The 25,063-nt window shown below is 72.2% G+C and carries 19 protein-coding genes and 1 pseudogene; 9 read left to right on the top strand and 11 right to left on the bottom strand.

The window, feature by feature from the left end:
- Nucleotides 1-162: 162 nt before the first annotated feature.
- Nucleotides 163-1,218, bottom strand: coding sequence for a YihY/virulence factor BrkB family protein (locus tag ACWDVW_RS28180; protein WP_449954718.1), 1,056 nt, complete (start codon nucleotides 1,216-1,218; stop codon nucleotides 163-165).
- Nucleotides 1,219-1,888: 670 nt separating this feature from the next.
- Between ACWDVW_RS28180 and ACWDVW_RS28175 the strand changes: the two genes are divergently transcribed.
- The 5 genes from ACWDVW_RS28175 (at nucleotide 1,889) to ACWDVW_RS28155 (ending at nucleotide 9,214) form a co-directional block, all read left to right on the top strand.
- Nucleotides 1,889-4,111, top strand: a complete 2,223-nt coding sequence (locus tag ACWDVW_RS28175; RefSeq protein WP_449954716.1) for a TRAP transporter permease — start codon at nucleotides 1,889-1,891, stop codon at nucleotides 4,109-4,111.
- 17 nt (nucleotides 4,112-4,128) lie between these two features.
- The gene (locus ACWDVW_RS28170; RefSeq protein ID WP_449954713.1) at nucleotides 4,129-5,148 is read left to right on the top strand and encodes a TAXI family TRAP transporter solute-binding subunit; all 1,020 of its coding nucleotides are present in this window, start codon (nucleotides 4,129-4,131) and stop codon (nucleotides 5,146-5,148) included.
- 138 nt (nucleotides 5,149-5,286) lie between these two features.
- A complete protein-coding gene (locus ACWDVW_RS28165; RefSeq protein ID WP_449954710.1) occupies nucleotides 5,287-7,767 on the top strand; it encodes a sensor histidine kinase in 2,481 nt (826 codons plus the stop codon).
- Complete coding sequence (locus tag ACWDVW_RS28160) at nucleotides 7,764-8,183, top strand: roadblock/LC7 domain-containing protein (protein ID WP_117231037.1); 420 nt, start codon at nucleotides 7,764-7,766, stop codon at nucleotides 8,181-8,183. Before ACWDVW_RS28165 ends, ACWDVW_RS28160 begins: the two co-directional genes overlap by 4 nt.
- Before the next feature lie 83 nt (nucleotides 8,184-8,266).
- Nucleotides 8,267-9,214: a TAXI family TRAP transporter solute-binding subunit gene (locus tag ACWDVW_RS28155; protein ID WP_449954707.1), complete on the top strand. Its 948-nt coding sequence runs from the start codon at nucleotides 8,267-8,269 to the stop codon at nucleotides 9,212-9,214.
- A 105-nt stretch (nucleotides 9,215-9,319) separates the two neighbouring features.
- Here the strand turns inward: ACWDVW_RS28155 and ACWDVW_RS28150 are convergent, their stop codons facing one another.
- The 3 genes from ACWDVW_RS28150 to ACWDVW_RS28140 form a co-directional block, all read right to left on the bottom strand.
- Nucleotides 9,320-9,511, bottom strand: coding sequence for a DUF397 domain-containing protein (locus ACWDVW_RS28150; RefSeq protein WP_449954704.1), 192 nt, complete (start codon nucleotides 9,509-9,511; stop codon nucleotides 9,320-9,322).
- A 125-nt stretch (nucleotides 9,512-9,636) separates the two neighbouring features.
- Nucleotides 9,637-9,828, bottom strand: a complete 192-nt coding sequence (locus ACWDVW_RS28145) for a DUF397 domain-containing protein (protein ID WP_449954702.1) — start codon at nucleotides 9,826-9,828, stop codon at nucleotides 9,637-9,639.
- Nucleotides 9,819-10,622 carry a helix-turn-helix domain-containing protein gene (locus ACWDVW_RS28140; protein WP_449954699.1) on the bottom strand — a complete coding sequence of 268 codons (804 nt, stop codon included), beginning with the start codon at nucleotides 10,620-10,622 and terminating at the stop codon, nucleotides 9,819-9,821. The genes ACWDVW_RS28145 and ACWDVW_RS28140 overlap by 10 nt, the downstream gene beginning before the upstream one ends.
- Nucleotides 10,623-11,096: 474 nt before the next feature.
- Here ACWDVW_RS28140 and ACWDVW_RS28135 point away from each other — a divergent pair, with 474 nt between their 5' ends.
- Complete coding sequence (locus ACWDVW_RS28135) at nucleotides 11,097-11,333, top strand: flavin reductase (RefSeq protein ID WP_449954696.1); 237 nt, start codon at nucleotides 11,097-11,099, stop codon at nucleotides 11,331-11,333.
- A gap of 274 nt (nucleotides 11,334-11,607) precedes the next feature.
- Here ACWDVW_RS28135 and ACWDVW_RS28130 read toward each other — a convergent pair whose 3' ends face one another.
- The 6 genes from ACWDVW_RS28130 to ACWDVW_RS28105 form a co-directional block, all read right to left on the bottom strand.
- Nucleotides 11,608-12,144 carry a hypothetical protein gene (locus tag ACWDVW_RS28130; RefSeq protein WP_396753063.1) on the bottom strand — a complete coding sequence of 179 codons (537 nt, stop codon included), beginning with the start codon at nucleotides 12,142-12,144 and terminating at the stop codon, nucleotides 11,608-11,610.
- A 2-nt stretch (nucleotides 12,145-12,146) separates the two neighbouring features.
- Nucleotides 12,147-14,006, bottom strand: a complete 1,860-nt coding sequence (dnaG, locus tag ACWDVW_RS28125) for a DNA primase (protein WP_449954693.1) — start codon at nucleotides 14,004-14,006, stop codon at nucleotides 12,147-12,149.
- Between the two features lie 112 nt (nucleotides 14,007-14,118).
- A complete protein-coding gene (locus ACWDVW_RS28120) occupies nucleotides 14,119-15,759 on the bottom strand; it encodes a BCCT family transporter (RefSeq protein WP_449954767.1) in 1,641 nt (546 codons plus the stop codon).
- Between the two features lie 200 nt (nucleotides 15,760-15,959).
- On the bottom strand, nucleotides 15,960-16,805 hold the full coding sequence (locus ACWDVW_RS28115) for a siderophore-interacting protein (RefSeq protein ID WP_350698288.1): 846 nt from the start codon (nucleotides 16,803-16,805) through the stop codon (nucleotides 15,960-15,962).
- A gap of 204 nt (nucleotides 16,806-17,009) precedes the next feature.
- The gene (locus ACWDVW_RS28110; RefSeq protein WP_449954691.1) at nucleotides 17,010-18,251 is read right to left on the bottom strand and encodes a deoxyguanosinetriphosphate triphosphohydrolase; all 1,242 of its coding nucleotides are present in this window, start codon (nucleotides 18,249-18,251) and stop codon (nucleotides 17,010-17,012) included.
- Nucleotides 18,248-18,601 (bottom strand): VOC family protein, encoded by a 354-nt coding sequence (locus ACWDVW_RS28105; RefSeq protein WP_449954688.1) that lies wholly within the window; start codon nucleotides 18,599-18,601, stop codon nucleotides 18,248-18,250. The genes ACWDVW_RS28110 and ACWDVW_RS28105 overlap by 4 nt, the downstream gene beginning before the upstream one ends.
- Before the next feature lie 291 nt (nucleotides 18,602-18,892).
- On the opposite strand from ACWDVW_RS28105, the gene ACWDVW_RS28100 reads away from it, so the two are divergent.
- Nucleotides 18,893-19,393, top strand: a complete 501-nt coding sequence (locus ACWDVW_RS28100) for a roadblock/LC7 domain-containing protein (protein WP_449954686.1) — start codon at nucleotides 18,893-18,895, stop codon at nucleotides 19,391-19,393.
- Between the two features lie 102 nt (nucleotides 19,394-19,495).
- Here ACWDVW_RS28100 and ppdK read toward each other — a convergent pair whose 3' ends face one another.
- Complete coding sequence (ppdK, locus tag ACWDVW_RS28095) at nucleotides 19,496-22,285, bottom strand: pyruvate, phosphate dikinase (RefSeq protein ID WP_449954682.1); 2,790 nt, start codon at nucleotides 22,283-22,285, stop codon at nucleotides 19,496-19,498.
- A 308-nt stretch (nucleotides 22,286-22,593) separates the two neighbouring features.
- Here ppdK and ACWDVW_RS28090 point away from each other — a divergent pair, with 308 nt between their 5' ends.
- A complete protein-coding gene (locus tag ACWDVW_RS28090) occupies nucleotides 22,594-24,411 on the top strand; it encodes a beta-N-acetylhexosaminidase (protein WP_449954679.1) in 1,818 nt (605 codons plus the stop codon).
- Nucleotides 24,412-24,852: 441 nt separating this feature from the next.
- Nucleotides 24,853-25,063, top strand: a pseudogene (locus ACWDVW_RS28085) (C39 family peptidase); the annotation flags it as partial.

Below are 25,063 nucleotides of genomic sequence, written 5' to 3'. Positions count from 1 at the left end.
GTTGCTCAGGCGGTTCGCGCCGTGGCAGATGGTGGTCGCCGGCCTGCCGACACCGACCCGGCTGAGCCGGCGTCCGGGAGCGCGGCGACGCGGATCCGACCGGGCACGACAAGCCCGGGCCCGTCCGTCGATCATCGACGGTCGGACCCGGGCTGCCTCCGATCAGCTAGCGGGCGGCGCCTCGCCCTCGTCCTTCAGCTTGCGGTCGTCGCGCAGCTCGACGTACGGCTCCCGGTCGACCGGGCGGAGGCCGCCCGCGATCGCCCGGCCGCGTGCCAGCTCGGCGTCGAACTCGGCGCCGAACAGGACCGCGACGTTGCTGAGCCAGAGCCAGACCAAGAAGATGATCACGCCGGCGAGGGCCCCGTAGGTCTTGTTGTACGAACCGAAGTTGGCCACGTAGAGCGCGAAGACGCCGGAGACCAGCAGCCAGATCACCACCGCCAGGACCCCGCCCGGGCTGACCCAACGGAAGCCGCCCTGCCGGGCGTTCGGCGACGCCCAGTAGAGGATGGCGAACATCAGGCTGACCAGGATCAGCAGCACCGGCCACTTGGCGTAGTCCCAGACCGTCACCGCCGTCCGGCCGACTCCGATCGCGTCACCGACCTGCTGGGCGAACCGGCCGGTGAACACCACGATCACGGCGCTGGCCAGCAGCAGCATCCCGATCACGGCGGTGACCCCGACCCGGATCGGCAGGGTCTTCCAGATCGGGCGCCCCTCCGGCACGTCGTAGATGACGTTCGAGGCGCGCATGAAGGCGGCGACGTAGCCGGAGGCCGACCAGAAGGCACCGAGCAGACCGATCACGGCGGCGAGGCCGGCGAGGCCACCGTTCTGCTGCGCCTGGTCGATGGCCGCGTCGATGATCTGGCGGATGTTCTGCTCCGGCACCGCCTGGTCGACGGTGTCCCGGACGCCCTGGGTGGCGGCCGGGCCGAGCAGACCGAGCAACGAGACCAGCACCAACAGGCCGGGGAAGATGGAGAGCACGCCGTAGTAGGTGAGTGCGGCGGCCCAGTCGGTCAGGCCGTCGGAGTTGAACTCCCGTACGGTCCGCCGCGCCGCCGCCACCCACTCGTCCCGGGACAGGCGGGTCGGCCCGTCGGGCGCGTCCCGGTCGGCCGGCGGGTGCTCCGCACCGCTGCCGGGATCCTCGGCGGGCCGCCGCCGTGCGTCGCGCCCGTCCGGACGGGAAGACTTCTCGGAGGCCATCGCCCCTCCCCTCACCTCGACGTTCTCGCCCGAGACATGCCCCGCCAGCACGCTCGGGTAACCCCACCCACCAGCCCCGGGCGCGGACCGACTGCCGGGTCGTGCCGTCGACCACATCGCTGCGCCGTCGCCACACCGCCGCGCCACCGGCCGCCGCGAATCCGGTCCGGGCCCGGGAAATGCGTACGGAGAATGGTGCGTACGGCGCCGGAGAGGCGTCACTCATCGGCCGTGCGTTGTCAACCGTGACGCGCCGACCGAATCGCGCCGGGCATCGCGCCGGCACCCGCGCCACCGCCTCCAGGACCGCCGCGAGCCACTCGAACGACGCCGCCACCCTCCGTCACTTCATGCACGGAGAGTAATTGATTCGCTGGCATTTCGACGCCAACATATGACAGCCGAATGCCTCAAGAAGGAGAAAACGGGCGCGGCCACACGGGCCCCCTCCGCGCGCTCGGCAGACTAACGCGCACGTCCCGCGCAGATCGCGAAACCGATTCTGAAACATCCGCAGCGGGGAGTGACTGAAACAAAATGAAAGTCACTCAGGGAAACGATGATCGACAATGTTCCCAACGAAGTGTCAATTCGCGTATCGTCCCCCCTCGTGTCGGCTATCCGATTCACCGATGATTCCGGACCCGAGGGCAATCGCGCCCGTGCCCGAGTGGCGGAGGCCGACCCCGAGGCCGATCCGCGCACCGTCGGGACCGTTCCGGCCACCGTCCCCCGGCAACGGTCCGGCCCCGATCGCGCCACCGACCCGAGCGCCCCGCCCGGCGGCCGTCCCACCCCCGGGGACACCGACGCGCCGCCGGAGGTGGACGCACGGGAACTGGCCAGCCGGTTCGAGGACGAGAAGCCCGGCCGAACGCTTTCCGGGCCGATCGCCATCCTGCTGACCGGCGCGACCCTGGCCGTGGCACTGCTCGCGCTCTGGCAGGTGTTCCGCCCGCTGGCCCAGGGCAGCAAGTACTACCTGATCTTCTTCCTGGCCGGCGTACTCCCGCTGGTCTTCCTCGCGTACCCGGCCGACCTGCGCCTGCCCCGACTGCGCCGCAACCGGGACGCGGGCACCGACCGGGACGTCCCGTCCCCGGCGCAGGCCCGGCCGCCACGCACCGGGCCGAGCGGGGTCGACTGGGCGTTGGGCGTCGCCGCGCTGGCCGCCTGTCTCTATCCGGTGCTGCCGGTCGCGTTGGCCGGCGGTGGCGGCGGCTACGACGCCTTCCTCGACCGGCAGGGCCTGCTCGTCGGCACCGACGTGGTGATGGGCACCGTCCTGCTGCTCCTGCTGCTGGAGGCGTGCCGGCGCACCACCGGCTGGATCCTGCCCGTGGTGTGCCTGCTCTTCCTCGGCTACGGCTACTACGGCGGGCTGCTTCCGCAGACCTGGGCGGTGGCCCACGCCGGGCTCGACTTCGGGCAGCTCGTGGACGCCTTCTACAACTCCGACAGCGGGTTCTATGGCACCCCGTTGGACGTGGCCGCCACCTACATCGTGCTGTTCACCATCTATGGTGCGGTGCTCGACCGCTCCGGCGCGGGCCGGTTCTTCGTCGACCTGTCGGCGGCGGCGTTCCGTCGCTCCCGCACCGCCGCCGGCCGTACCGCCGTCGCCTCCGGCTTCCTGCTCGGCACCGTCTCCGGGTCGGGCGCCGCCACCACCGTCAGCATCGGCGCGGTCACCTGGCCGATCCTGCGCCGCGCCGGCTACCCGGCGGAGCGGGCCGGCGGGATGCTCGCGGCGGCCGGCGTCGGGGCCATCCTCTCCCCGCCCACGCTCGGCGCGGCGGCGTTCATCATCGCCGAGTACCTGGGCGTCTCCTATCTCCAGGTGCTCGGCTGGGCGATGGTGCCGACGGTGCTCTACTACCTCGGCATCGTGCTCTCGGTGGAGATCGACGCGCGGCGCTCCGGGGTACGCGCGGCGGCCCTGCCGGCCACCTCCGCCTGGCGGCTGCTGGCCCGCTCCGGCTACCACTTCGCCTCGCTCTTCGCGATCGTCGGTCTGCTCGCCGTCGGCGTGTCGGCCACCCGCGCGGTGGTGCTGGCCACCCTGCTCGCGATCGTGCTGTCCTACCTGGACCGGAAGCACCGACTCACTCCGCCCCGGCTGCTCGACGCGCTCTCCGGCGGCGCGCGCGGCGTGCTCGCGGTCACCGTCGTCTGCGCGGCGGCCGGCATCATTACCGCCACCACCACCAAGACCGGGCTCGGGCCGCAGGCCGCCGCGCTGCTGGTCGACGCCGCCGGTGCGGTCAGCTCGAACCCGGCCGTGGTGCTGGCGCTCACCGCGCTGCTCGCCGCCGTCGCGTTGAGCCTGCTCGGCCTCGCCATCCCGGTCACCGCGTCCTTCGTGATCGGCTGGGTGATCATCGGCCCGGCCCTGCTCGACCTCGGCGTCAGCGCCCCCGCCGCGGCGATGTTCGTCTTCTACTTCGCGGTGCTGTCCGAGGTGTCGCCGCCGACCGCGCTCGCCGCGGTCGCCGCCGCAGCCATCACCGGCGGCCGGGTGGTGCCGACCATGTGGCACACCCTGCGGTACGCGCTGCCGGCCTACCTCATCCCGCTCGCCTTCGTGGTCACCCCGACCGGGCTCGGCCTGCTCGGCATCGGTGGTCCACAACGGATCCTCGTCGCCGGGACGGTCACCGCGCTCAGTGTCGCGGTACTGGCCGTGGCGGCGGGCGGCTGGCTGCCCGGGGTCGGCCCGGCGGGCGCACCGGAACGCGTGCTCGGCGCGATCGCCGGGCTCACGCTGCTCTGGCTGGAACCCGTACCCGTCGCGATCGGTGCCGTACTGGCCGGCGCCATGGCGGTGGGCGTTTTCGTACGACGCGGATCCGCCGGCTCCTCCGGTGGGACGCGAGCCGGATCACCGGCATGACCGAGGAAGGAGCAAGAGTGGGACGGATCAACGTGCGGCTCGTGGCGGGAGTGGGAGCACTCGCCCTCGTCGCGGCCGGCACCGCAGGTTGCGGCGGCCGTCAGGGCGCCGCCGCCACGGACGACACCGCGAACGCCGTCACCTGCGAGGTGGCCGAGAACACCCGGGTGGGCATCGCCACCGGCAACGCCACCGGCGTCTACTACGTGGTCGGCAACGCCCTGGCCGGGCAGCTCTCGAACAGCACCGAGGGTCGGCTCACCGGCACGGCGGCCGAGACCGGCGCGTCGGTGCAGAACATCGAACAGCTCGTCGGCGGCCAGTACGACGTGGCGTTCTCGCTCTTCGACACCGCCGTCAACGCGGTGCAGGGCAAGGGCACCTTCACCGCGCCGCAGCCGGTCGAGGCACTGGCCCGGATCTACGACAACTACACCCAGGTGGTCGTCCGGGCCGACGCGGGAATCAACTCCGTGGCCGACATGAAGGGCAAGAAGATCTCCACCGGCTCCCCCAAGTCCGGCACCGAGGTCATCGCGAACCGCCTGCTGGAGGCCGCCGGACTCGACCCGGCCGCCGACGTCCAGGCGCAGCGTCTGGACCTGACCAAGACGGTCGAGGGCGTCAAGGACGGCAGCCTGGACGGATTCTTCTGGTCCGGCGGCGTACCCACTGGTGGTGTGACGGACCTCTTCACCACGGCCGGGGACAAGGTCAAGTTCATCGACATCACGCCGTTGTTGCCTAAGATGAGCGAACTGAACCCCGCGTACCAGGCCGGCACGATCGGCAAGGACGTGTACTCCACTGTGGCGGACACCCCGACCATCGTGGTCCCCAACGTGCTGCTCGTCCGCAAGGACCTGGACGCCAACGTGGCCTGCGCGATCACTCGGACGGTGTTCGAGAAGAAGGACGCGCTGGCCCAGGCCAACCCCGCTGCCAAGGGCATCGCTCTGGACACCGCCCGCAAGACCGACCCGGTCGGTCTGCACCGGGGGGCGGACAAGGCGTTGCAGGACCTCGGCGCGAGCTGACCCACCCTGGCCGGGCCGGTGCCTCCCGTGGGCCCGGCCCGGCCACCCCTACCTCGGGAGACCCCCGTGCCGCTGCCCTCACTGGCGCGCGTACGCCGGCACAACCGTCCGTCCGATCACACCGGTCGACTGTGGTCGGTGCGTACGCAGCTCCTCGCACCGATCCTCGTCGCCACCGCCGGACTGCTCGCCCTGGGCGCGATCCAGACCGACAGCGCCCTGTCGACCACCCGCGACGCCGAACGCGCCCGGGTGCTGGCCGGCACCGCCACCGCCACCGTGTCACTGGTGCACGAGGTGGAGCGGGAACTCGGCGAGACGGCAGCCCTGCGTCAGCGCGGCGGGACCTCCGGCCGGCAGCTGGTCGACGCCCAGCGGCAGCGGGTCGACGAGGCCGTGACGCGGTACCGGTCGGCCAGCGGGGACGCCCGGCGGGCCGCTCCCGACCTGGGCCGTTCACTGGACGGCGTGGACGAACACCTCGTCCAGCTCGACGAGGCCCGGGTGGCCGCGCTGGGCTCCGCGACCGCCGACCCGACCTACGTGGCGCTGGTGGAGTCGCTGCTCACGGTCGCCGACGCGCTGCCCGCCCAGGTCCGCGACCCGGAGCTGGCCAACCGGGCCCGCGAGGTGGCCGCGGTCGCCGCCCAGGAGCACCTGGCGTCGCTGGAACGGGACCTGCTGCGGACCGTCTTCGTCCGGGGCGAGCTGGCCGAGGGCGAACTGGTCCGGCTGGGCCGACTGCGGGGCGCGGCGGAACAGCGCCAGGCCGAGTTCTCGCGGATCGCCGGTGCGGGCGCCACGGCCGCGTACACCCGCTTGATGGAGAGCAGTGACGTCTCCACCGCTCGGCGGATGCGCGACAGCGCGCTGAACGCGGACCGCGAGCCGGCCGCGCTCGACACCGACGGCGACGCCTGGTTCGTGGCGCAGAGCGGCACCATCCGCCGGTACAACCTGCTGGGCCGCGAACTCTCCGACGAACTCGACCGGCGGGCCGCCGCGTTGGCCGCCGACGCCCGCCAGCGGGCCCTGGTCACCGGTGGCTCCACCGGTGCGCTGGCGCTGGCCTCGCTGGTCGCCGCCGCGATGCTTGCGGTACGCACCAGCCGCCGGCTGCGGCGGCTGCGGGTGGCCGCGTTGACCATGGCGCACCGGGAACTGCCCGAGCGGATCACCGCGATCTCGGCCGGCGACAGCGGTTCCGGTGCCGGTCCGGCCTCCCAGGCCACCGCCGGGATCAGTCGCGGGCGCGACGAGATCGCCCAGGTGGCGGAGGCGTTCGACACGGTCAACCGGGCCGCCCTGCGGCTCGCCGGTGAGCAGGCCGAGCTGCGCATGGACGTGACCCGGATGGTCGAGGCGCTGGCCCGCCGGATCCGTACGCTGATCACCCGGCAGTTGCGCCTGCTCGACGAGTTCGAGCAGGAGGAGACCGATCCCGACGCGCTGGCCCGGCTCTTCGCGCTCGACCACCTGGCCGCCCGGATGCGGCGTAACGGCGAGAACCTGCTGGTCCTCGCCGGTGGCGAGCCGGGCCGCTCGCACGAGGGCCCGCACCTGCTGGCCGACGTGGTCCGGGGTGCCGCGTCGGAGATCGAGGAGTACGCCCGGGTCGAGATCGACGTACCGGCCGCCGCGGTGCACGGCTCAGCCGTGGGCAACCTCGTCCACCTCCTCGCCGAGCTGCTGGAGAACGCCACCGCCTACTCCCCGCCGCACGCACCCGTGCACGTCGACGGTCGACGTACCGTCGACGGGCTCACGTTGCGCGTACACGACCAGGGCATCGGCATCGGCGAAGGCCGGCTGGCCGAGATCAACGAGCGGCTGCGCGCACCCGCCGTCCTGTCCAGCGCGGCGGCCGGCAGCATGGGCCTGCACGTGGTGGCCCACCTGGCCGCGCGGCACGGCGTGCAGGTCCGACTGCACAGTGCCGGTGCCGGCACGGTCGCCCAGGTGGAGGTCCCCGAGGCGATCCTCACCCGCGTCGAGGAGGTCAAGGGACGGCCGTCCGCCGCACCCCGGGCCACGCCGCCGGGTGCCGCCTGGTTCCGGTCGCCCGACGGTACGCCCGGCGGCATCGGGGTGGGGCGGCCCCGGGTGGACGTGGGCACCGCGCCGGAGCAGTTCAACGTGCACCGGGCCCCGACGATGACGCTGCCGGTGGTCCGCGCCGCCGCCAACGGCTCGTCCGGCTGGTCGGGTGGCGGGATGAGCGCCGGGGCAGGTGCCGGGATGAGCGTCGGGCCGGGTGCCGGGATGAGCGTCGGGCCGGGCGTCGGGCCGGGCGTCGGAGCCGGCGGCGGGCCCGGCCAGGCACCGCCGAGCTGGCCCGGTGCAGGGGCGGGGCACCCGCCGCCGGACTGGTCGGCGCACGCCCCCTCGGACGGTCGACCCACCTGGTCGACAGCCGGCGCGGCGACCGCGAGCGGGCTGCCCCGGCGTACCCGTGGCGTCGGGTTGCAGTCCGAACTGCACGACACGCCACCCCCGCCGGCCGGCACCGACCTGCTCGACCCCGAGGTGGTCCGAGCCCGACTCACCGCCCTGTCGGCCGGGGTGGCCCAGGCGATGCGACGCAACCAGCAGACCAGACACACCGGGAGACCAGAATGATGCCCAACGTCAGCGCCGGCCTGGACTGGCTCCTGGCGAACTTCGCCGAGCAGGTTCCGGACGTGTCGCACGCCCTCGCCGTCTCCGGCGACGGGTTGCGACTGGCCGCCTCGCCCCACCTCTCCACCGACCAGGCGGACCAGCTCGCCGCCGTGATCAGCGGTCTGGCCAGCCTGACCGTCGGCGCGGCGCGGTTGATGTCCGCCGGCCGGGTACGCCAGCAGATCGTCGACATGGACGGCGGGGTGCTGCTGGTGATGGCGGTCGGTGACCGTGCCCTGATCGGGGTGCTCGCCTCCGCCGGATGCGACCTGGGCCAGATCGGCTACGAGACGGCCACCCTGGTCCAGCGGGTCGCCGAGGCCCTCGAACCGGCGACCCGGACCTGGGCGGAACACGGCGGGGTACCGGCGTGACCGGGCCGGATGTCTGCGCTCCCGTGCCTGCCGCCGCAGGTCGCAGGCCGGGTGTCGGGGTTGGCGGGCGGGGTCGGCGTCTGGTGTCGGCGGTGCTGGCGGTCGCCCTCGTCGCCGGCTGCGGTGCCGAGGCCACTCCGGAGCCCCGCCCGTGGCACGACGGGCGCATCTTCCTGGCCACCGGCAACACCACCGGCGTCTACTACCAGCTCGGCGGCGGGTACGCCGACATCATCAGCCGACACCTGCCCGGTTACGAGGCCCGCGCCGAACCGACCGGAGCCTCCGGCGAGAACATCACCCGCCTGGTCGAGGGAGACATGGAGATCGCCTTCAGCCTGGCCGACACCGCCGCCGACGCCAGCGCCGGACGTGGCGCGTTCGACGGCCAACCCCAACCGGTCCGGGCCCTGGCCCGGGTCTACAGCAACTACACCCACGTCATCGTCCGCGCCGACGCCCAGATCACCGACCTCGCGGCGCTGCGCGGCAAGCGGGTCTCCACCGGCTCGCCCAAGTCCGGCACCGACGTCATCGCCGCCCGGCTGCTCACCGCCGCCGGGCTGGACCCCGAACGGGACGTACGCCGGGCCCGGCTGTCACTGCCCGAGACGGTCACCCGGATGCGCGCCGGAAGCCTGGACGCGATGTTCTTCTCCGGCGGCCTGCCCACCCCCGGCATCGCCGACCTGCTGAGCGGTGCACCGGACCAGTTCGCCCTGCTGCCGATCGCCGAGCTGGTCGAGTCGCTCAACGCCGAACACGGCTCGGTCTACACCACCGCCGAGCTGCCTAAGGACGCCTACGACACGCCGAGTGGCACCCCCACCGTCACGGTCGCCAACGTGATCCTGGTCAACGCCGACATGCCCGAACAACTGGCGTACGACCTGACCCGGCTCCTCTTCACGTACCAGACCGACCTGGCCCTGGCACATCCCGAAGCGCGCAACTTCGACCGCCAGAGCGCCGCCTCCACCGACCCGATCCCCCTGCACCCCGGCGCCGCCCGCTACTACCGGGGCGGCTGACAACCGCTGCGCTGCCTCGACGTCGGACGGGACAGATCATGGTGCGGAAGTGCTCTCGCAGGGGCGCTTTCGCACCAAGATCCGTTCGGGCCTCTCCGGCGTCCGCTACGGGCGCTCGGAGAGCCGGGTGACGAACGCACGCCAGGAGCCGGGACCGAAGACCAACACCGGCCCAGCCGGATCCTTGGAATCACGTACCGCCACCACACCCGACAGGTTGTCGGCCACCTCCACGCAGTTGCCACCCTGCCCGTTACTGCGGGTGCTCTTGCGCCACCGGGCGCGGCTCAGCTCCATGTCTCCGCCACCTCCGTCATCGGGACGCCATCCGCCCACCGCCCCGCACCTGAATCTTGGACAGTTGCCGTTAGGAGCTGACGGCAACTGTCCAAGATTGACGCGGACTCCACGTGCCGAGGCCGCTACGGGCGCTCGGAGAGCTGGGTGACGAACGCACGCCAGGAGCCGGGACCGAAGACCAACACCGGCCCAGCCGGATCCTTGGAATCACGTACGCCCACCACACCCGACAGGTTGTCGGCCACCTCCACGCAGTTGCCTCCATCGGGACCACTGCGGGTGGTCTTGCGCCATCGGGCACCGGTCAGCTCCATGTCTCTGCCAACTCCGCAATCAGATCGAGGGACTGCTGCTGCGATAGTGCCTCACCCCGGATCGACTCCCAAACCTCGACCATCTGCTGAACGTAGTCGGGACGGTCGATCACCTGTCCGTGGCGTTGGCCCTCCAGGTAGACGACATCGTCTCCGTTGGTCGAGGTGGCGATCACGAAGGGGCCGCCAAGCCCTGCATATGCTCCGGCTGCCAGCGGCACGACCTGAATCCGAACCCGGGGCATGGCTGAGCCCGTCTTCCCCAGGTGCCGCAGTTGCTCCCGCATCACCTCCTGCCCGCCGATCCGGCGGTGCAGGACATACTCATCGATGACCACAGTAAAGAGGGGCGGCCGGTCACGGGTCAGCGCCGCCTGGCGGTCCAACCGGTTGGTCACCTGCTGCTCGACCTCGTCGTCAGCGAACAATCCGCCACCCGACAGCAACGCACGGGCGTATGCCTCAGTTTGCAGCAGCCCCGGCACACACAGCGGCTCGAACGAGCGCAGCGCGGTGGCCTCTGCCTCGATGCCTGCCCAGTCGCGGAACCACGGCACGACGGACTCCCGGCTGAGTCGGCGTTGGATGCGCTCGAAGCGTCCGTCGGTGCCGAACACGGCGTCGCAGCGGCGGGCGAAGTCCAGGCTCGGCTTCCGCTCGCAGGTCTCCACCTTCGCCACCAGCGCCGCCGAGTAGCTGAGCGCCTCCGCCAGCGCGGTCTGCGACATGTCGGCGGTGGCTCTGACCAGCCGTAACTCCTCCGCGAAATGCTCCAGCATGGACGAGCGGTCCACGGACACCCTCCGTACATCGTCGTACCGCCTGGGGACGGCTCGGGACTCGCTCGTCGTCACCGCGCCAAGCCTCCCACCGTAGTCGCGTCCTCACCAGACTGTCACGCAGCGGGACCGCTCACGGGATCGGACGGCGGGCGGAACCAGGCCGGGGCGTCGGCGTACCCGACTCGGCCGGCGCCCCATTCACCTCGACGGAGGCCCACCCATGCGATTCCGGTTCTGGCGATGCCCGCCACCGGCCACCCCCGCCCCGCTCCCCCGGCGCGGAGCGCACACCAGCCCTCTGCCGACCGCCCTCGCGCTGCCACCGGCCGGGCATGCTCCCGCCGTGCGGCCTGCATGGGCGAGCGCCCCGACGGAGATACTTCCGCTCAACGGGCCGGGACCTCTGGGGTGGCTCACCCTCGCCGGACGGTGGCGGGCCAATGCCGGACGGTGGATGTCGTCACCCCACGGGAGCAGGGAGCGTTGATGCCCCGTTACCGCCCCCACGTCGCGGCCCGACCGTCCTGGCGGTGCCGGGTCTGCGGTGCCTGTTGGCCGTGCTCGCCGGCCCGGCTGGCATTGCTGGGCGAGTACCGGGAGAACCGTACCGGCCTGCTCGTCTACCTCGGCTCGATGATGTACGACGCCGCCGGTGACCTGGATGGCAGTTCCTCACCGGAAGCCCTGGCCGCCCGCTTCCTCACCTGGGCCCGCCCCCGCTGACCCACCCCACACCGCCCCACCCACCGCATGCCACCCGACCCCACACCACCCGACCCCACACCACCCGACCCACGCCGATCATGGAGTTGTGGCGAGGACAGAAGGGGGCAAAACACATCCTTCCGGGTGCCACAAGTCCATGATCGGCGCGAGGGACGCCTGATCGGCGCGAGGGACGCCCGATCAGCGCGAGGGACGCACCGGCGGACGGCGAGGACGGCCACCGGAGCCAGGCGGCGGGGCTGAGGGATGAGGGTGGACCCGGAGCGGCGGGTCAGAGGTCGGTGGGGGTGGTGGCGGCGCGGGCGGCGGCGACGAGGTGGTCGGTCTCGGCGAGTACGTCCGGGGCGTCGGTGGGGGTGCCGGGATCGTAACGGACCATCCAGGTCAGCCCGTCGACGCCGGACACCCGCCGGCCGACGATCCGACCGGCGCCACCGGGAACAGCGTGGTGCTGGGTGTACGCCACGGACTTGGTGACCCGGGCCCGGATCTGGTGCGGCAGCTCACCGGGGTCGAGCAGCAGGTAGCGCTCGGCCGGACAGTCGGCGACCACCACGTACCCGTCCCGTTCGGCGACCTGCTCGCCGGGGGTGACGGTCAGCTCCCGGCCGGACCAGACCGCCTTGACGATGTCGTGCCAGCCGATCCGGTGGCCGCGTCCGGGCAGCCAGAGCCCCAGGTTGGTGGCCACCACCACGCCGTCGCCCTCGCCGTTGCCGGCGGCGGACCAGGCCAGCACCCGCTCGTCGCGCTCCAGCGGTGGCCGGTCGGCCTGCGGCAGCTTGCGTCGGCGGCGGAACAGTCCCATTTCTACAGCCCTCCTGCCGCCTGCTCGCGCAGCGCGCGGGCGTGCTGCTCCAGCGACAACAACTCGCCGAAGGTGGCGAAGTACTCGTCCTTGTTGTTGACCGGGTTGATCCGCTGGATCCGTGACTTGAGGTCCCGGATGCGGGCGGTGACCGAGCCCCACTGGAGGCGGGCCATGGTGATCGAGACGTACCTCGGGTCGGGCTCGCCGTCGATCCGCAGCGGCTCCACGGCCAGCTCACCGACGAGGGCCTGGGCTGCCAGGTCGGTGCAGGCGTCCCGGACCGACTCGATCCACACCGCGCCACCGGCCGCCGAGGCGGCACCGCCGGCCTCCGCCACCGCCTCCCGGACCACCACGTGCACCGGGTGCCGGTAGTCGCTCGCCTCGACCGCGTCGAACATCGGCCCGGCCAGCGCCGGCTCCTGGAGGGCGAGCTTGAGGGCTTCCCGCTCGACCATCGACTGCGGACTGTCCACCGCCGGTTCGGGGCGGGTGGAACGCGTCGGCGTATCCGCCGGACGTCCCGAGGCCGCGGCGAGCACCGCGCGCTGCACCGGCTCGATCTCCATGCCGAGGTCACCGGCGAGCTTGCGGACGTACTCGGGACGCTTTTCCTGGTCCTTGAGCTTGGCCACCAGCGGGGCCGCCCGGCGCATCGCCTCCACCCGGCCGTCCACGGTGTCCAGGTCGAAGCGGTTGAGCATGTGCCGCAGCGCGAAGTCGACGAGCGGCTCACGGCGGGCCACCAGGTCGCGTACGGCCAGGTCGCCCTTTGCCAGGCGCAGCTCGCACGGGTCCATGTTGTCCGGGCTGACCGCGATGAAGGTCCGCCCGACGAACCGCTGGTCGTCCTCGAAGGCCCGCAGCGCCGCCTTCTGCCCGGCGGCGTCCCCGTCGAAGGTGAAGATGATCTCGCCGGCCACCGCGTCGGTGTCCAGCAGCAGCCGGCGCAGTACGCCGATGTGATCGGCGCCGAACGCGGTGCCGCAGGTCGCCACGGCGGTCGGCACGTCGGCCAGGTGGCAGGCCATCACGTCGGTGTACCCCTCGACCACCACCACCCGGCCCTGCTTGGCGATCTCCCGCTTGGCCTGGTCGATGCCGTAGAGCACGTGCGACTTCTTGTAGATCGGCGTCTCGGGGGTGTTCAGGTACTTCGGGCCGTCGTCGTCCTCGAAGAGCTTGCGGGCGCCGAAGCCGATCACGTCGCCGGTCAGGTCGCGGATCGGCCAGAGCAGCCGACGTCGGAACCGGTCGATCAGGCTGCCCGAGCGGGCCGGTCGGGACAGCCCGGCGGTGACCAGCTCGTCGTGGCTGAACCCGCGTTGGCGCAGGTGCTTGGTGAGCGGGTCCCAGCCCTCCGGGGCGAAGCCGCAGCCGTACCGTTCGGCGGCGGCCCGGTCGAACCCCCGCTCGGCCAGGAACTCCCGGGCGGTACGCGCACCGGCGGTGGTGAGCTGCGCGGTGTAGAACTCCACGGCGGCGGCGTGCGCGGCGACGAGCCGCTGCCGCTGGCCCTGCTGCGGGCGGCTGCGCGGGGCGGACCGGTCGTCCTCGATATACCGCAGTTGCACGCCGGCCCGTTCGGCCAGTCGCTCCACCGACTCGACGAAGCTGAGGTGCTCGGCGTCCATCAGGAACTTGATCGCGTCGCCGCCCGCGCCGCAGCCGAAGCAGTACCAGACGTTACGGGCGGGTGAGACGTTGAACGAGGGAGACTTCTCGTCGTGGAACGGGCAGAGCCCCTTGAGGTTGCCGCCGCCGGCCGACCGGAGCGTCACCGTGTCGGAGATGACCTCGGCGATCGACGTACGCTCGCGGACCAGCGCGATGTCCTCGTCCCGGATCCGCCCCGCCATGTCGGCCACCTCCTCGGGCTACATCCTGCCCTGCCCCACCGACGGTGTAAGGAAGGGCCCCCTACTAACGCCTGCGGTATAGCAGGGGTCCCCTCCTAACACCCGCGAAGCGTCAGCGGGGACGACGACGCAGGTAGCGCCGGACCGGCGGCGGGTCCTCCTCGCCGTAGGAGCGGGCGGTGCGGACGGCGGCGGCCAGGCCGGAGCGCCGAGGGCGGCTCGGTGGCTTGAGCAGCGGATCGTCGGACATGTCCTTGACCAGCGAGGCGGCCAGCCCGAGCATCACCAGCACGAACGGCAACGCGATCATGATGGTGGCCTGTTGGAGCGCGTCGAGCCCCCCGGCGAGCAGCAGCACCGCCGCGACCGCGCCGATCAGCACACCCCAGGAGACCACCAGCACCCGGTGCGGCCGGAGCGCGCCCCGCGAGGTCAGCGAGCCGAGCACCAGCGAGGCCGAGTCGGCGCTGGTGACGAAGTACAACCCGACGAGCACCACGGCCAGCACGCTGGTCAGCGCCGCCAGGGGCAGCGCGTCGAGCAGCCCGAACAGCGCCTGCTCGGTGCTGGCGGCGACGTCGGCCACCAGGTCACGGGTGCCGGTGGTCTGGATCCGCAGCGCGCTGCCGCCCATGATCGCGAACCAGACGGCGCTGGCGCCGCTGGGCACCAGCAGGACGCCGATCACGAACTGCCGGACCGTGCGTCCCCGAGAGATCCGGGCGACGAAGGTACCGACGAACGGCGCCCAGGAGATCCACCACGCCCAGTAGAAGATGGTCCAGCCACCGAGCCACGACGGGTCCGAGAAGGCTCCGGTACGCGTGGACATGACGACCAGGTCGTCCAGATAGTTGCCGATCGAGGCGGGCAGCACCTCCAGCGTGTAGATGGTCGGACCGACCACGAACACGAACAGCATCAGCGCCAGGGCCAGCAGCACGTTGGTGGTGGAGAGCCACTTGATGCCCTTGTGCAGGCCGGTGAAGGCGGAGATCACGAAGGCCAGGGTGAGCGCGGCGATCACCACCAACTCCACGGCGGTGCTGTCCGGGACGCCCAGCACCAGGTCGAGACCGGCGGCGATCTGGAGGGCGCCGAGGCCGAGGCTGGTGGCCGAGCCGAAGACGGTGGCGAAGACGGCCAGCAGGTCGATCGAGCGGCCCAGAACCCCGTCGGCCCGGTCCCCGATCAGCGGCCGGAACGCCGCCGAGATGCTGTTCTGCCGGCCCTTGCGGAACGTCGAGTACGCCAACGCCAGCGCGACCACCGCATAGATCGCCCAGGGATGCAGCGTCCAGTGGAACAGCGTGTACTGCATGGCCGCCCCGGCGGCCGCCTCGGTCTGCGGTTCGACGCCGCTGGCCGGTGGCGGGGTGGTGAAGTGCTGGATGGGCTCGGCCACGGCGAAGAAGACCAGGCCGATGCCCATGCCGGCGCTGAACATCATGGCGATCCAGGCGAGCGTGCTGAACTCCGGCTCGTCGTCGTCCTTGCCGAGCCGTAGCCGGCCGAACCGGGACACCGCCAGCACCACCGCGAGCACCAGGAAGGCGTTGGCGGCGACCACGAAGAACCAGCCGAACGTGCTGGTCACCCAGGCCAGGCCGGATTCGCCGAAGCTGGCCAGTGAGTCGCTCGCGAGCACGCCCCAGACCACCACGGCCAGCACTCCGCCGATGCTGAGCCCGAGCACTATCCGGTCGATCTCACCGGACGTCCGATCGGGCTGCTGCGGTACCTCGTCTCTCATGGTCACCCCGAACCAATCCTCCGGTTCCCGCGCCGTCACGTGCCGCAATCAGCACGAATCACCCTGGCGGGACCAGGGGATCAGCGGCACGCAGTGGCCGCCGACGGGGACGGGAACGTCACGGAGGGTTCGGGCACCTCGAACCCAATTGGATCATGACGTTAACAGGGTTCGAGGGAAAGGGCTCGTCAAGCCCTTGATCAACCGACCGGAGCGGGGACCGGAGCCTGCTCGTCGAGATCGGCCTGACGGTTCCAGTCGGGCTTGCTGGCCCGCCAGCCCTCGTCGTCCAGGCCCCGCCGCCAGTAGCCGGAGATGGAGAGCGCGTCGCGCGGCACACCCCGCTCCACCCGCAACAGCTTGCGCAACTGGCGGACGAAACCCGCCTCGCCGTGCACGAACGCCTGCACCGCACCGGGCGGAAAGTCCAGCCCGCGGACGGCGTCGACAAGCGCCTCACCCACCGGCCGGGCACCCCGGTGCAACCAGGTCACCGCCACCGCGCCGGGGCTGGGCAGCGGCTGCTCGTCGAGCGGGCCGTCGACCTCGACGAAGACGTACGCCGGCGCGCCGGCCGGCAGCCGGGCCAGCGACGCGGCGATCGCCGGCATCGCGCTCTCGTCACCGACCAGCAGGTGCCAGTCCGCCTCCGGGCTCGGCGCGTACGCCCCGCCGGGGCCGACGAACAGCACCTCGTCGCCGGGGCGCAGCGCGGCGGCCCACGGCCCGCCGAGTCCCTCGTCGCCGTGGTGCACCACGTCCACGGTCATCTCCCCGGTCGCCGCGTCCCAGTTCCGGACCGTGTACGCCCGCAGCCGGGGGTAGTGCTCCCGGGGCAGCTCGCGCCGGATCGCGGCGAGGTCCATCGGGCGCGGGTAGTCGACCCCGTCGACCGGGAACACGATCTTGATGTAGGTGTCGGTGTACTCGCCGAGCGGCAGCCCGACCAGCTCCTCCCCACCCAGCACCAGCCGGATCACGTGCGCGGTGGGCCGCTCGGTGCGCAGCACGCGGGCGGTGGTGACCTTGATCGGGCGCTCCGTCATCTGGTTAGGCTAACCTAACTCGCCCGGGGGTCGTCCACCCCGGTGCCCGATCCCCACCCCCGACCGCCCCCGACGGCGCGCGACGGGGTGTGATGTTAGGAGGGGTCCCTTCCTATACACCAGGCGTTAGCAGGGGACCCTTCCTTACACCGCACCCCCTTGCACTCACCCCCGTACACCGCGCACCGTTACACCGCGCACCCCTTACGTCGCGCTCCGGCCGAGTAGGCGGGTGTGCCAGGAGAGTGCGGCCGGGTCGGTCAGCGAAGCCACCTGGTCGATCACCACCCGCAACCGGGCGGCGTCGTCCGGCGCGGCCCGCCACGACGGCGCGAACACCGGGTCGAGCAGGTCCGGCGCCCGCCGCGCCAGCACGGCCACCAGGTCGGTCAGGATCTCCCGTTGCCGCTGGTACCGTGCCGACGCGCCGGGGCGACGCATCACGTACCGCAACGCGATGCCCTTGAGCAGCGCACACCGGGCCCGCAACGGCCGGGGTACGACGAGGTCGGCCTCGTACCGGCGGTGCGGCCCGGGCCCGTACCGGTCGGTGGTGGCCGCCACCGCGGTTGCCACGAACCGGCCGGTCAGCACGCTGGTGGTGGCCTTGAGCGCGGCCTGCGCCCGGTGACTGCCGTCGTACCCGGCCAGCGGGGCGAACACCGGATCGGCCAGCAGGTCCAGCAGCGCCTGTTCCAGGTAGTCGGGCGACTCGGCCGAGTAGACGGCGGCCACGTCGGCGCAGAGACCGGCCCGCTCGTCGGCGTCGACCCGCAGCGGCTCCAGCGTCAGGTACCCGCCGTGGATGCCGTCCTCGACGTCGTGCACCGAGTACGCCACGTCGTCGGCCCAGTCCATCACCTGCGCCTCCAGGCAGCGCCGCTCGCCGGCCGGGCTACCCTCCCGCAACCAGTGGAAGACCGGCAGGTCGTCGGCGTACACCCCGAACTTGCGCCGGCCGGGTCGGCGGGTCCACGGGTACTTGCCGACCGCGTCCAGTGCGGCGCGGGTCAGGTTCAGTCCGGCCGAGGTGCCGTCGGCGGCGTACACCTTGGCCTCCAGGCGGGTGAGCACGCGCAACGTCTGCGCGTTGCCCTCGAAGCCGCCACAGTCGGCGGCCACCACGTCCAGCGCCGCCTCGCCGTTGTGGCCGAACGGCGGGTGCCCCAGGTCGTGGGCGAGCCCGGCGGTGTCCACCACGTCCGGGTCGCAGCCCAGCCGCGCGCCCATCTCGCGGGCGATCTGCGCCACCTCCAGCGAGTGGGTCAGCCGGGTACGCAGGAAGTCGTCGGTGCCGGCCGTGTGCACCTGGGTCTTGGTGGCGAGCCGCCGGAAGGCCGCCGAGTGCAGCACCCGGGCCCGGTCCCGCTCGTACGGCGACCGGCCGTGGCCGGCGTCCTTGGCCGGCTCCGCCACCCAGCGCGCCTCGGCGCCGTCAGCGTTCAATCCCCCGCCTGCCGCAGCACGCAGAACTCGTTGCCCTCCGGGTCGGCGAGCACCGTCCAGTCGTCGCCGTCCTGGCCGACGTCCACGTGCCGCGCCCCCATGTCGACCAGCCGTTCCACCTCGGCCTCCCGGTCGGCCGGGCGCAGGTCGAGGTGCAGCCGGTTCTTGCCCTCCTTGACCCCGCTCCCGCGTACGAAGAGGAGACCGGGCAGCCGGTCGGCGGACTCGCGGATCTCCACCTCGTGCGGCAGCTCGCGCACCACCTGGTAGCCGAGCGCCTCGGCCCACCAGCGGGCCAACCGGCCCGGGTCACGGGCGTCCACGGTCAGATGCGTCCAGACGCTGGTCATGCCGGCACCGCCGCCCGGCCGTCGGCTCGGCTTCCCAGCAGTGCGGTACGCGATTCCATCCGGCCACCCTTCGCGACGACGGTCCACGGGCGAGCCCAGGTTACGCCCGGTCGGCCGGTGCGGCCCGGCCACGACGTGCCCCTGTCGTGGTCACATCCTCCGATCAGTCGAGAGTTGCCGACCGATTGCCGACGGTTACGGGATCGCCTAACTTGACGCCGACAGGTAGCGTCGCCACTGCGGAACGTCACTTGTCGAGGCGGAGACACGACCGGTGGGAGAGACACGCTCGTGAACGCGGAAACGATGATGGGCACCGAGTTGCGCGGGCTGCGTCGCCGCCGCCCCGAGATCGTCGGCGTGGTCCTCGCCGGCATGGACGGCCTGCTGATCTCCAGCGACCTGCCCACGACCGATGCCACCCATCTCGCCGCCCTGGCCGCCGCCAGCTTCGGCCTCGGCCACCGGATGGCCACCACCGTCCGACGCGGTGAGTTCCACGAGTCCGTGGTGCACACCGCCGCCGGCTGTGTGGTCACCTATCCCGCCGGCCGCGACGCCCTGCTGACCCTGGTCGCCGAGCCGGGCGCGGATCTGGTCGCGCTGCGCGAGGAGGCCCGGGGCCTGGTCGACCGGACCGGTGCCGCGCTCGCCGCCCGACACCGCCCGACGTTGCCGACGCAGCGCCCCGACCCGCACGCCCCGTTGGCGGTACGCACCCCGATGGCCACCCTGCCCAGCCGGCGCCCGCCCCGCGACCCGTACATCACCTGGCGTCGCCCGCCGATGTGAACCCGGCACCGCACCGCCCGGCGGCACCGGTCCGGCACCACCGTCCGGCGGCACCGGTCCGGTGCCGGGCCGGCGGACCGCCAGTCCACCGGCCCGTCCGCGTCACCGGCTGTCCGAGCCCGCCGTGACCACTGCGGCCCGACCCGCCTCCAGCCGGGCGACCGGCACCCGGAACGGCGAGCAGGAGACGTAGTCCAGCCCGACCGAGTGGAAGAAGTGCACCGAGTCCGGATCCCCGCCGTGCTCGCCGCAGACCCCGAGTTTCAGCCCGGGGCGGGCGGCCCGTCCCTCCTCGGCGGCGATCCGCACCAGCCGGCCGATCCCGTCCGCGTCGATGGACTCGAACGGTGAGATGCCGAAGATGCCCAGCTCCAGGTAGCGCCAGAAGAAGGCACCCTCCACGTCGTCGCGGGAGAATCCCCAGCCCATCTGGGTCAGGTCGTTGGTGCCGAAGGAGAAGAACTCGGCCGCCTCGGCGATCTGTCCGGCGGTCAGCGCCGCCCGGGGCACCTCGATCATCGTGCCGATCAGCACCTCGACGTCGCTGCCGCCGACCACCTCACCGATGATCCGCTCCGCCTCCGCGCGGACCGTCTCCAGCTCCTGCACGGCCCCGACCAGCGGCACCATGATCTCGGGGCAGGAGCGTACGCCCTGCCGGGTGCACTCCACCGCCGCCTCGGTGATCGCCCGTACCTGCATCGCGAACAGGCCGGGGATCACCAGGCCGAGGCGTACGCCGCGCAGCCCCAGCATCGGGTTCTCCTCGTGCATCCGGCGTACGGCGGCCAGCAGCGCCTCCTCCTTGGCGACGTCCTCGCCACGCTCCTGGGCCACCGCCACGTCGACGGCGAGCTGTTCCAGCGGGGGCAGGAACTCGTGCAGCGGCGGGTCGATCAGCCGGACGGTGACCGGTTGCCCGTCCATCTCCCGGAAGATCCCCACGAAGTCCGCCCGCTGCAACGGCAGCAGCGCGGCCAGCGCCTGCTCCCGTTCCTCCGCCTCCCGCGCCAGGATGAGCCGTTCGACCAGCTCACGCCGGTCGCCGAGGAACATGTGCTCGGTACGGCAGAGCCCGATGCCCTGGGCCCCGAAGCGCCGGGCCCGGGCCGCGTCGGCGGCGGTGTCGGCGTTGGTGCGTACCGCCAGCCGCCGTGCGGCGTCGGCGTGCGACATGATCCGGTGTACGGCCCGGACCAGCGCGTCGTCCGTGGTCTCCGGGTCGAGTTCGCCCTCGAAGTACTGCACCACCTCGGACGGCGTGGCCGGCACCTCGCCCAGGTACACCCTGCCGGTGGTGCCGTCGATGGAGACCACGTCGCCCTCGCTGACCGTCCGCCCGGCCACGGTGAACCGCCGGCCGGGCACGTCGATGTCCAGCTCGTCGGCGCCGGAGACGCAGGTCTTGCCCATCCCCCGGGCCACCACGGCGGCATGGCTGGTCTTGCCGCCACGCGAGGTGAGGATGCCGCGCGCGGCGATCATGCCGTTCAGGTCGTCCGGGTTGGTCTCCCGACGGACCAGGATCACGTCCTGGCCCTCGCCGGCCAGCTCCACGGCGCGGGCCGAGGTGAAGACGACCGCGCCGACGGCGGCACCCGGCGAGGCGCCGATGCCGGTGGCGACCGGCTGGAACCCGTGGTCGAGCTGGAAGCGCGGGAACATGAGCTGGGCCAGTTGGGCGCCGTTGACCCGGTGCAGCGCCTCGTCCAGGTCGATCAGGCCCTCGTCGACGAGCTGACCGGCGATGACGAACGCGGCGGCGGCGGTCCGCTTCCCGACCCGGGTCTGCAACATCCAGAGCTTGCCGTGCTCGATGGTGAACTCGATGTCGCACAGGTCCCGGTAGTGCCGCTCCAGCCGGGCCATGTAGTCGAGCAACTCGGCGTAGGACGTGCGGTCGATCCGTTCCAGCTCCTGCAACGGCACGGTGTTGCGGATGCCGGCGACGACGTCCTCACCCTGGGCGTTGGCCAGGTAGTCCCCGTAGATGCCCTGCGCGCCGCTGGCCGGGTCGCGGGTGAAGGCGACCCCGGTGCCGGAGTCCGGCCCGAGGTTGCCGAAGACCATCGCCACCACGTTGACGGCGGTGCCGAGGTCGGCCGGAATGCGCTCCTGCCGCCGGTAGACCACCGCCCGCTCCGCGTTCCACGAGTCGAAGACCGCCCGGATGGCCAGGTCGAGCTGCTCGCGCGGCTCCTGCGGAAAGTCGCGCCCGGTGTGCTTCCGGAAGATCTTCTTGTACGTGTCGACGAGTCCCCGCAGGTCGTCCGCGTCCAGGTCGAGGTCGTCGGTGGTGTTCCGGGCCCGCTTGGCCTCGTCGAGCGCCTGCTCGAACTCCTCCCCCGGCACCTCGCAGACGGTCTTGCCGAACATCTGGATCAGCCGTCGGTAGGAGTCCCAGGCGAACCTGTCGCTGCCGCCGGAGGCGGCCGGGTCGGCACTGCCGCCGGGTACGGCCGAATCTGCGCTGCCGCCGGAGGCGGCCGGACCGGTGGAGGCGCCGGCCTGCCGGGCCAGGCCCACCACCGAGCGGTCGTTGAGCCCGACGTTGAGGACGGTCTCCATCATCCCGGGCATGGAGAACTTCGCCCCGGACCGCACCGAGACCAGCAGTGGGTCGTCCGGGTCGCCGAGCCGCCGGCCCATCCCCTGCTCCAGGGAGTCCAGGTGGCGCGCGATCTGGTCGGCCAACCCGTCGGGCTCCACCCCGGTGGCGAGGTACGCCTGGCATGCCTCGGTGGTGATGGTGAAGCCGGGCGGGACCGGCAGGCCGAGGTTGGTCATCTCGGCCAGGTTGGCACCCTTGCCGCCGAGCAGGTCCTTGAGGTCCTTGTTGCCTTCGGCGAAGTCGTAGACGTACTTGTGTTCGACCGTTTCCTGCGTCACCAAAGCCTCCCACGCGCCCGGATTGACACTTAACGAGAGTTCAGTTTCCGAATACCCCGGGATCGACCACTGGTAATCCGGGGGACTTTTCCGATCGGTGGGCGAAGGCTAAGCGAACTTCGCGAGCCTCGGGACCATTCGGTGACAATGGGCACAGCAATCACGACCACACGCGTTCGTCACGGTCTTTGGGAACGTTTCCACGTGCACGAATACGCAATGGCCGACCTCCCCGTACTCTTGACGGCACGCAGCGTCACGCTCGCACCATTGCCAGAACCGCCGCGACTACACCCCTCGGAGCCGTCGTCGTGTCCACACCCCCCGCCACCGCCCCCGTACCGCCCGAAAGCACCGGCCCCGCCGGCGTACCCGCCGCGCGGACCGGCGGCACGACGGACCGCACGCCGCCCACCGCGCCGGAGAGCACCGCCGTCGGCGCGGTCCCCGCTCGGGAGGCCGCCGCTCGGGAGGTCGCCGCCGTCGACCCGGTCGGCGGGGCGGCACGCACCACCGGGGAGCTGGCGGAGACGGCCGCGCGGGAGGCTACGGCCCAGCTCGCCCGGCCCGCACCGGTCCGGCTCGACGACGTGGTGCCGGCCCCGGAACGGGTCACCCCGGACGCCACCGCCGACCACCTGCTCACCGCCGACACGGTGATCCGGGTCAGCGCCGAACCCGCCGCCCTGGCCGTCGCCGAGCAGCTCGCCGCGCTGCTGCGCCCCGGCACCGGGTACCCGCTGCCGGTGACCGACAGCACCGCGCCCACCCCGGCCGGCAGCATCGCCCTCGACCTGACCGGCGATCCCGACCTCGGCGCGGAGGGCTACCGGCTCGACGTCACCCGCGACGGCGTACGACTCACCGCCGGCACCGCCGCCGGCCTGCACCACGGAGTCCAGACGCTGCGCCAACTGCTGCCCGCCGACATCGAGAGCCCCACCCCGGTGGCCCGACGCTGGGTGCTGCCCGGCGGATCGATCCTCGACCGGCCCCGCTTCCCGCACCGGGGGGCCATGCTCGACGTGGCCCGGCACTTCTTCGGCGTACCCGACGTGCTGCGGGTGATCGACCACCTGGCCCGGTACAAGCTCAACCGGCTGCACCTGCACCTCACCGACGACCAGGGTTGGCGGATCGCCGTCGACTCCTGGCCCGACCTGAGCACCGTCGGCGGGGCCACCGAGGTCGGTGGCGGACCGGGCGGGTACTACACCCAGGCCGACTACCGCCAGATCGTGACATACGCCGCAGCTCGACACATCACCGTCATCCCCGAGATCGACCTGCCCGGGCACACCAACGCCGCGCTGGCCGCGTACCCGGAACTCGCCCCGGACCGGACCGCGCCGCCGCCGTACACCGGCACCGAGGTCGGGTTCAGCTACGTCGACCCGGCACACGAGCGGACGTACGACTTCGTCGCCGACGTGCTCGGCGAACTCGCCGCACTCACCCCCGGACGGTGGCTGCACATCGGCGGCGACGAGGCGTTCAAGGTGCCCGCCGACGTCTACGCCGCGTTCGTCGAGCGGGTGCAGCGGATCGTCGCCGGGTTCGGCAAGACGATCGTCGGATGGCACCAGATCGCCCCGGCCGGGCACGTCGACGGGCGGATCCTCCAGTGGTGGGGCACGAACGGCGACGACCCACAGACCGCCGACGCGGTCCGTCGGGGCGCCCGCCTGATCCTCTCCCCCGGCAACCACGCATACCTGGACATGAAGTACGCCCCGGACACGCCGATCGGACACGACTGGGCCGGCCTCGTCGACGTGCGCCGGGCGTACGAGTGGGATCCCGCCACCCACCTGACCGGCGTACCGGCCGAAGCCGTGCTCGGGGTGGAAGCGCCGCTCTGGACCGAATCGGTGACGAACCTCGCCGAGATCGAGTTCATGCTGCTGCCCCGCCTACCCGCCATCGCCGAGCTGGGCTGGTCACCCCGCCGCACCCACGACTGGGACGCCTTCTGTCGACGACTGGCCGGGCACGGCCCGCGCTGGACCCGGGCCGGCATCATCTTCCACCGCGCACCCGAGATCCCCTGGCCGACCGACGCCGATATCCCCACCCCCCGACTTCCGTCGGATGTAAGGAAGGGTCCCCTGCTAACGCCTCGTGCATAGCAGGGGACCCCTGCTAACACCGCGCCTCAGGCGTGGGCGGGTTCGCGCGGAACGGGCGGTGCCGAGGTCTCGGCGACGGGCGGCTCCGGGCGCGATGGGCCGCCCGATTCGATCGCCAGGTCCGGTTTGTCCGAGAAAGTTCATGCACGTATGACCGGTTGATCCCTGATCGCGGGGTGGCCTCGGCCACCCCGATCGCGGAATCATCGGCCCGGGCCGGGGGTTGTACATGGCATGACCGCGACGCCTCCCCCGGCGCCGCACCCCGGGACCGGGACCGGGTCGGAATGACCCGGCAACCCCCGGCGTTACACCTGGCTCGGACGTCGTGAGCGGCCCCCCGGCCCCCGACGGTTCCGATCGCACTTCCCCCCTTTCGCACGGCCCCGGCACACCCCCTACGTGGGCCGCGCGCACCCCCGAACGAAAGGTGCAGACATCATGCGTACCGCCATCTTCCGCAAGGCTGCCCTGACCGCTGCCGGCCTCGCCTTCACCGGCGGCGCCATCGCCGGCCCCATCACCACCGCGTACGCCGCACCGGCCGGCCCGCCCGTCGCCGCCGTGCAGGCCGACCGCAAGGGCAACAGCGAGCGTCAGCTCGACGTCCGCTACGAAGCCCAGCCCAACTTCTACTACTGCGGCCCCGCCG

The sequence above is a fragment of the Micromonospora sp. NPDC003241 genome (genome assembly GCF_053589795.1).
This window is presented reverse-complemented; position numbering and strand designations above follow the sequence as displayed.

Bases quoted from the DNA above. Each gene is read 5' to 3' on its own strand.
- ACWDVW_RS28180 (WP_449954718.1), bottom strand. From the start codon at position 1,218: ATGGCCTCCGAGAAGTCTTCCCGTCCGGACGGGCGCGACGCACGGCGG.
- ACWDVW_RS28160 (WP_117231037.1), top strand. From the start codon at position 7,764: ATGATGCCCAACGTCAGCGCCGGCCTGGACTGGCTCCTGGCGAACTTC.
- ACWDVW_RS28150 (WP_449954704.1), bottom strand. From the start codon at position 9,511: ATGGAGCTGAGCCGCGCCCGGTGGCGCAAGAGCACCCGCAGTAACGGG.
- ACWDVW_RS28145 (WP_449954702.1), bottom strand. From the start codon at position 9,828: ATGGAGCTGACCGGTGCCCGATGGCGCAAGACCACCCGCAGTGGTCCC.
- ACWDVW_RS28135 (WP_449954696.1), top strand. From the start codon at position 11,097: ATGCCCCGTTACCGCCCCCACGTCGCGGCCCGACCGTCCTGGCGGTGC.
- ACWDVW_RS28130 (WP_396753063.1), bottom strand. From the start codon at position 12,144: ATGGGACTGTTCCGCCGCCGACGCAAGCTGCCGCAGGCCGACCGGCCA.
- dnaG (WP_449954693.1), bottom strand. From the start codon at position 14,006: ATGGCGGGGCGGATCCGGGACGAGGACATCGCGCTGGTCCGCGAGCGT.
- ACWDVW_RS28120 (WP_449954767.1), bottom strand. From the start codon at position 15,759: ATGAGAGACGAGGTACCGCAGCAGCCCGATCGGACGTCCGGTGAGATC.
- ACWDVW_RS28115 (WP_350698288.1), bottom strand. From the start codon at position 16,805: ATGACGGAGCGCCCGATCAAGGTCACCACCGCCCGCGTGCTGCGCACC.
- ACWDVW_RS28105 (WP_449954688.1), bottom strand. From the start codon at position 18,601: ATGACCAGCGTCTGGACGCATCTGACCGTGGACGCCCGTGACCCGGGC.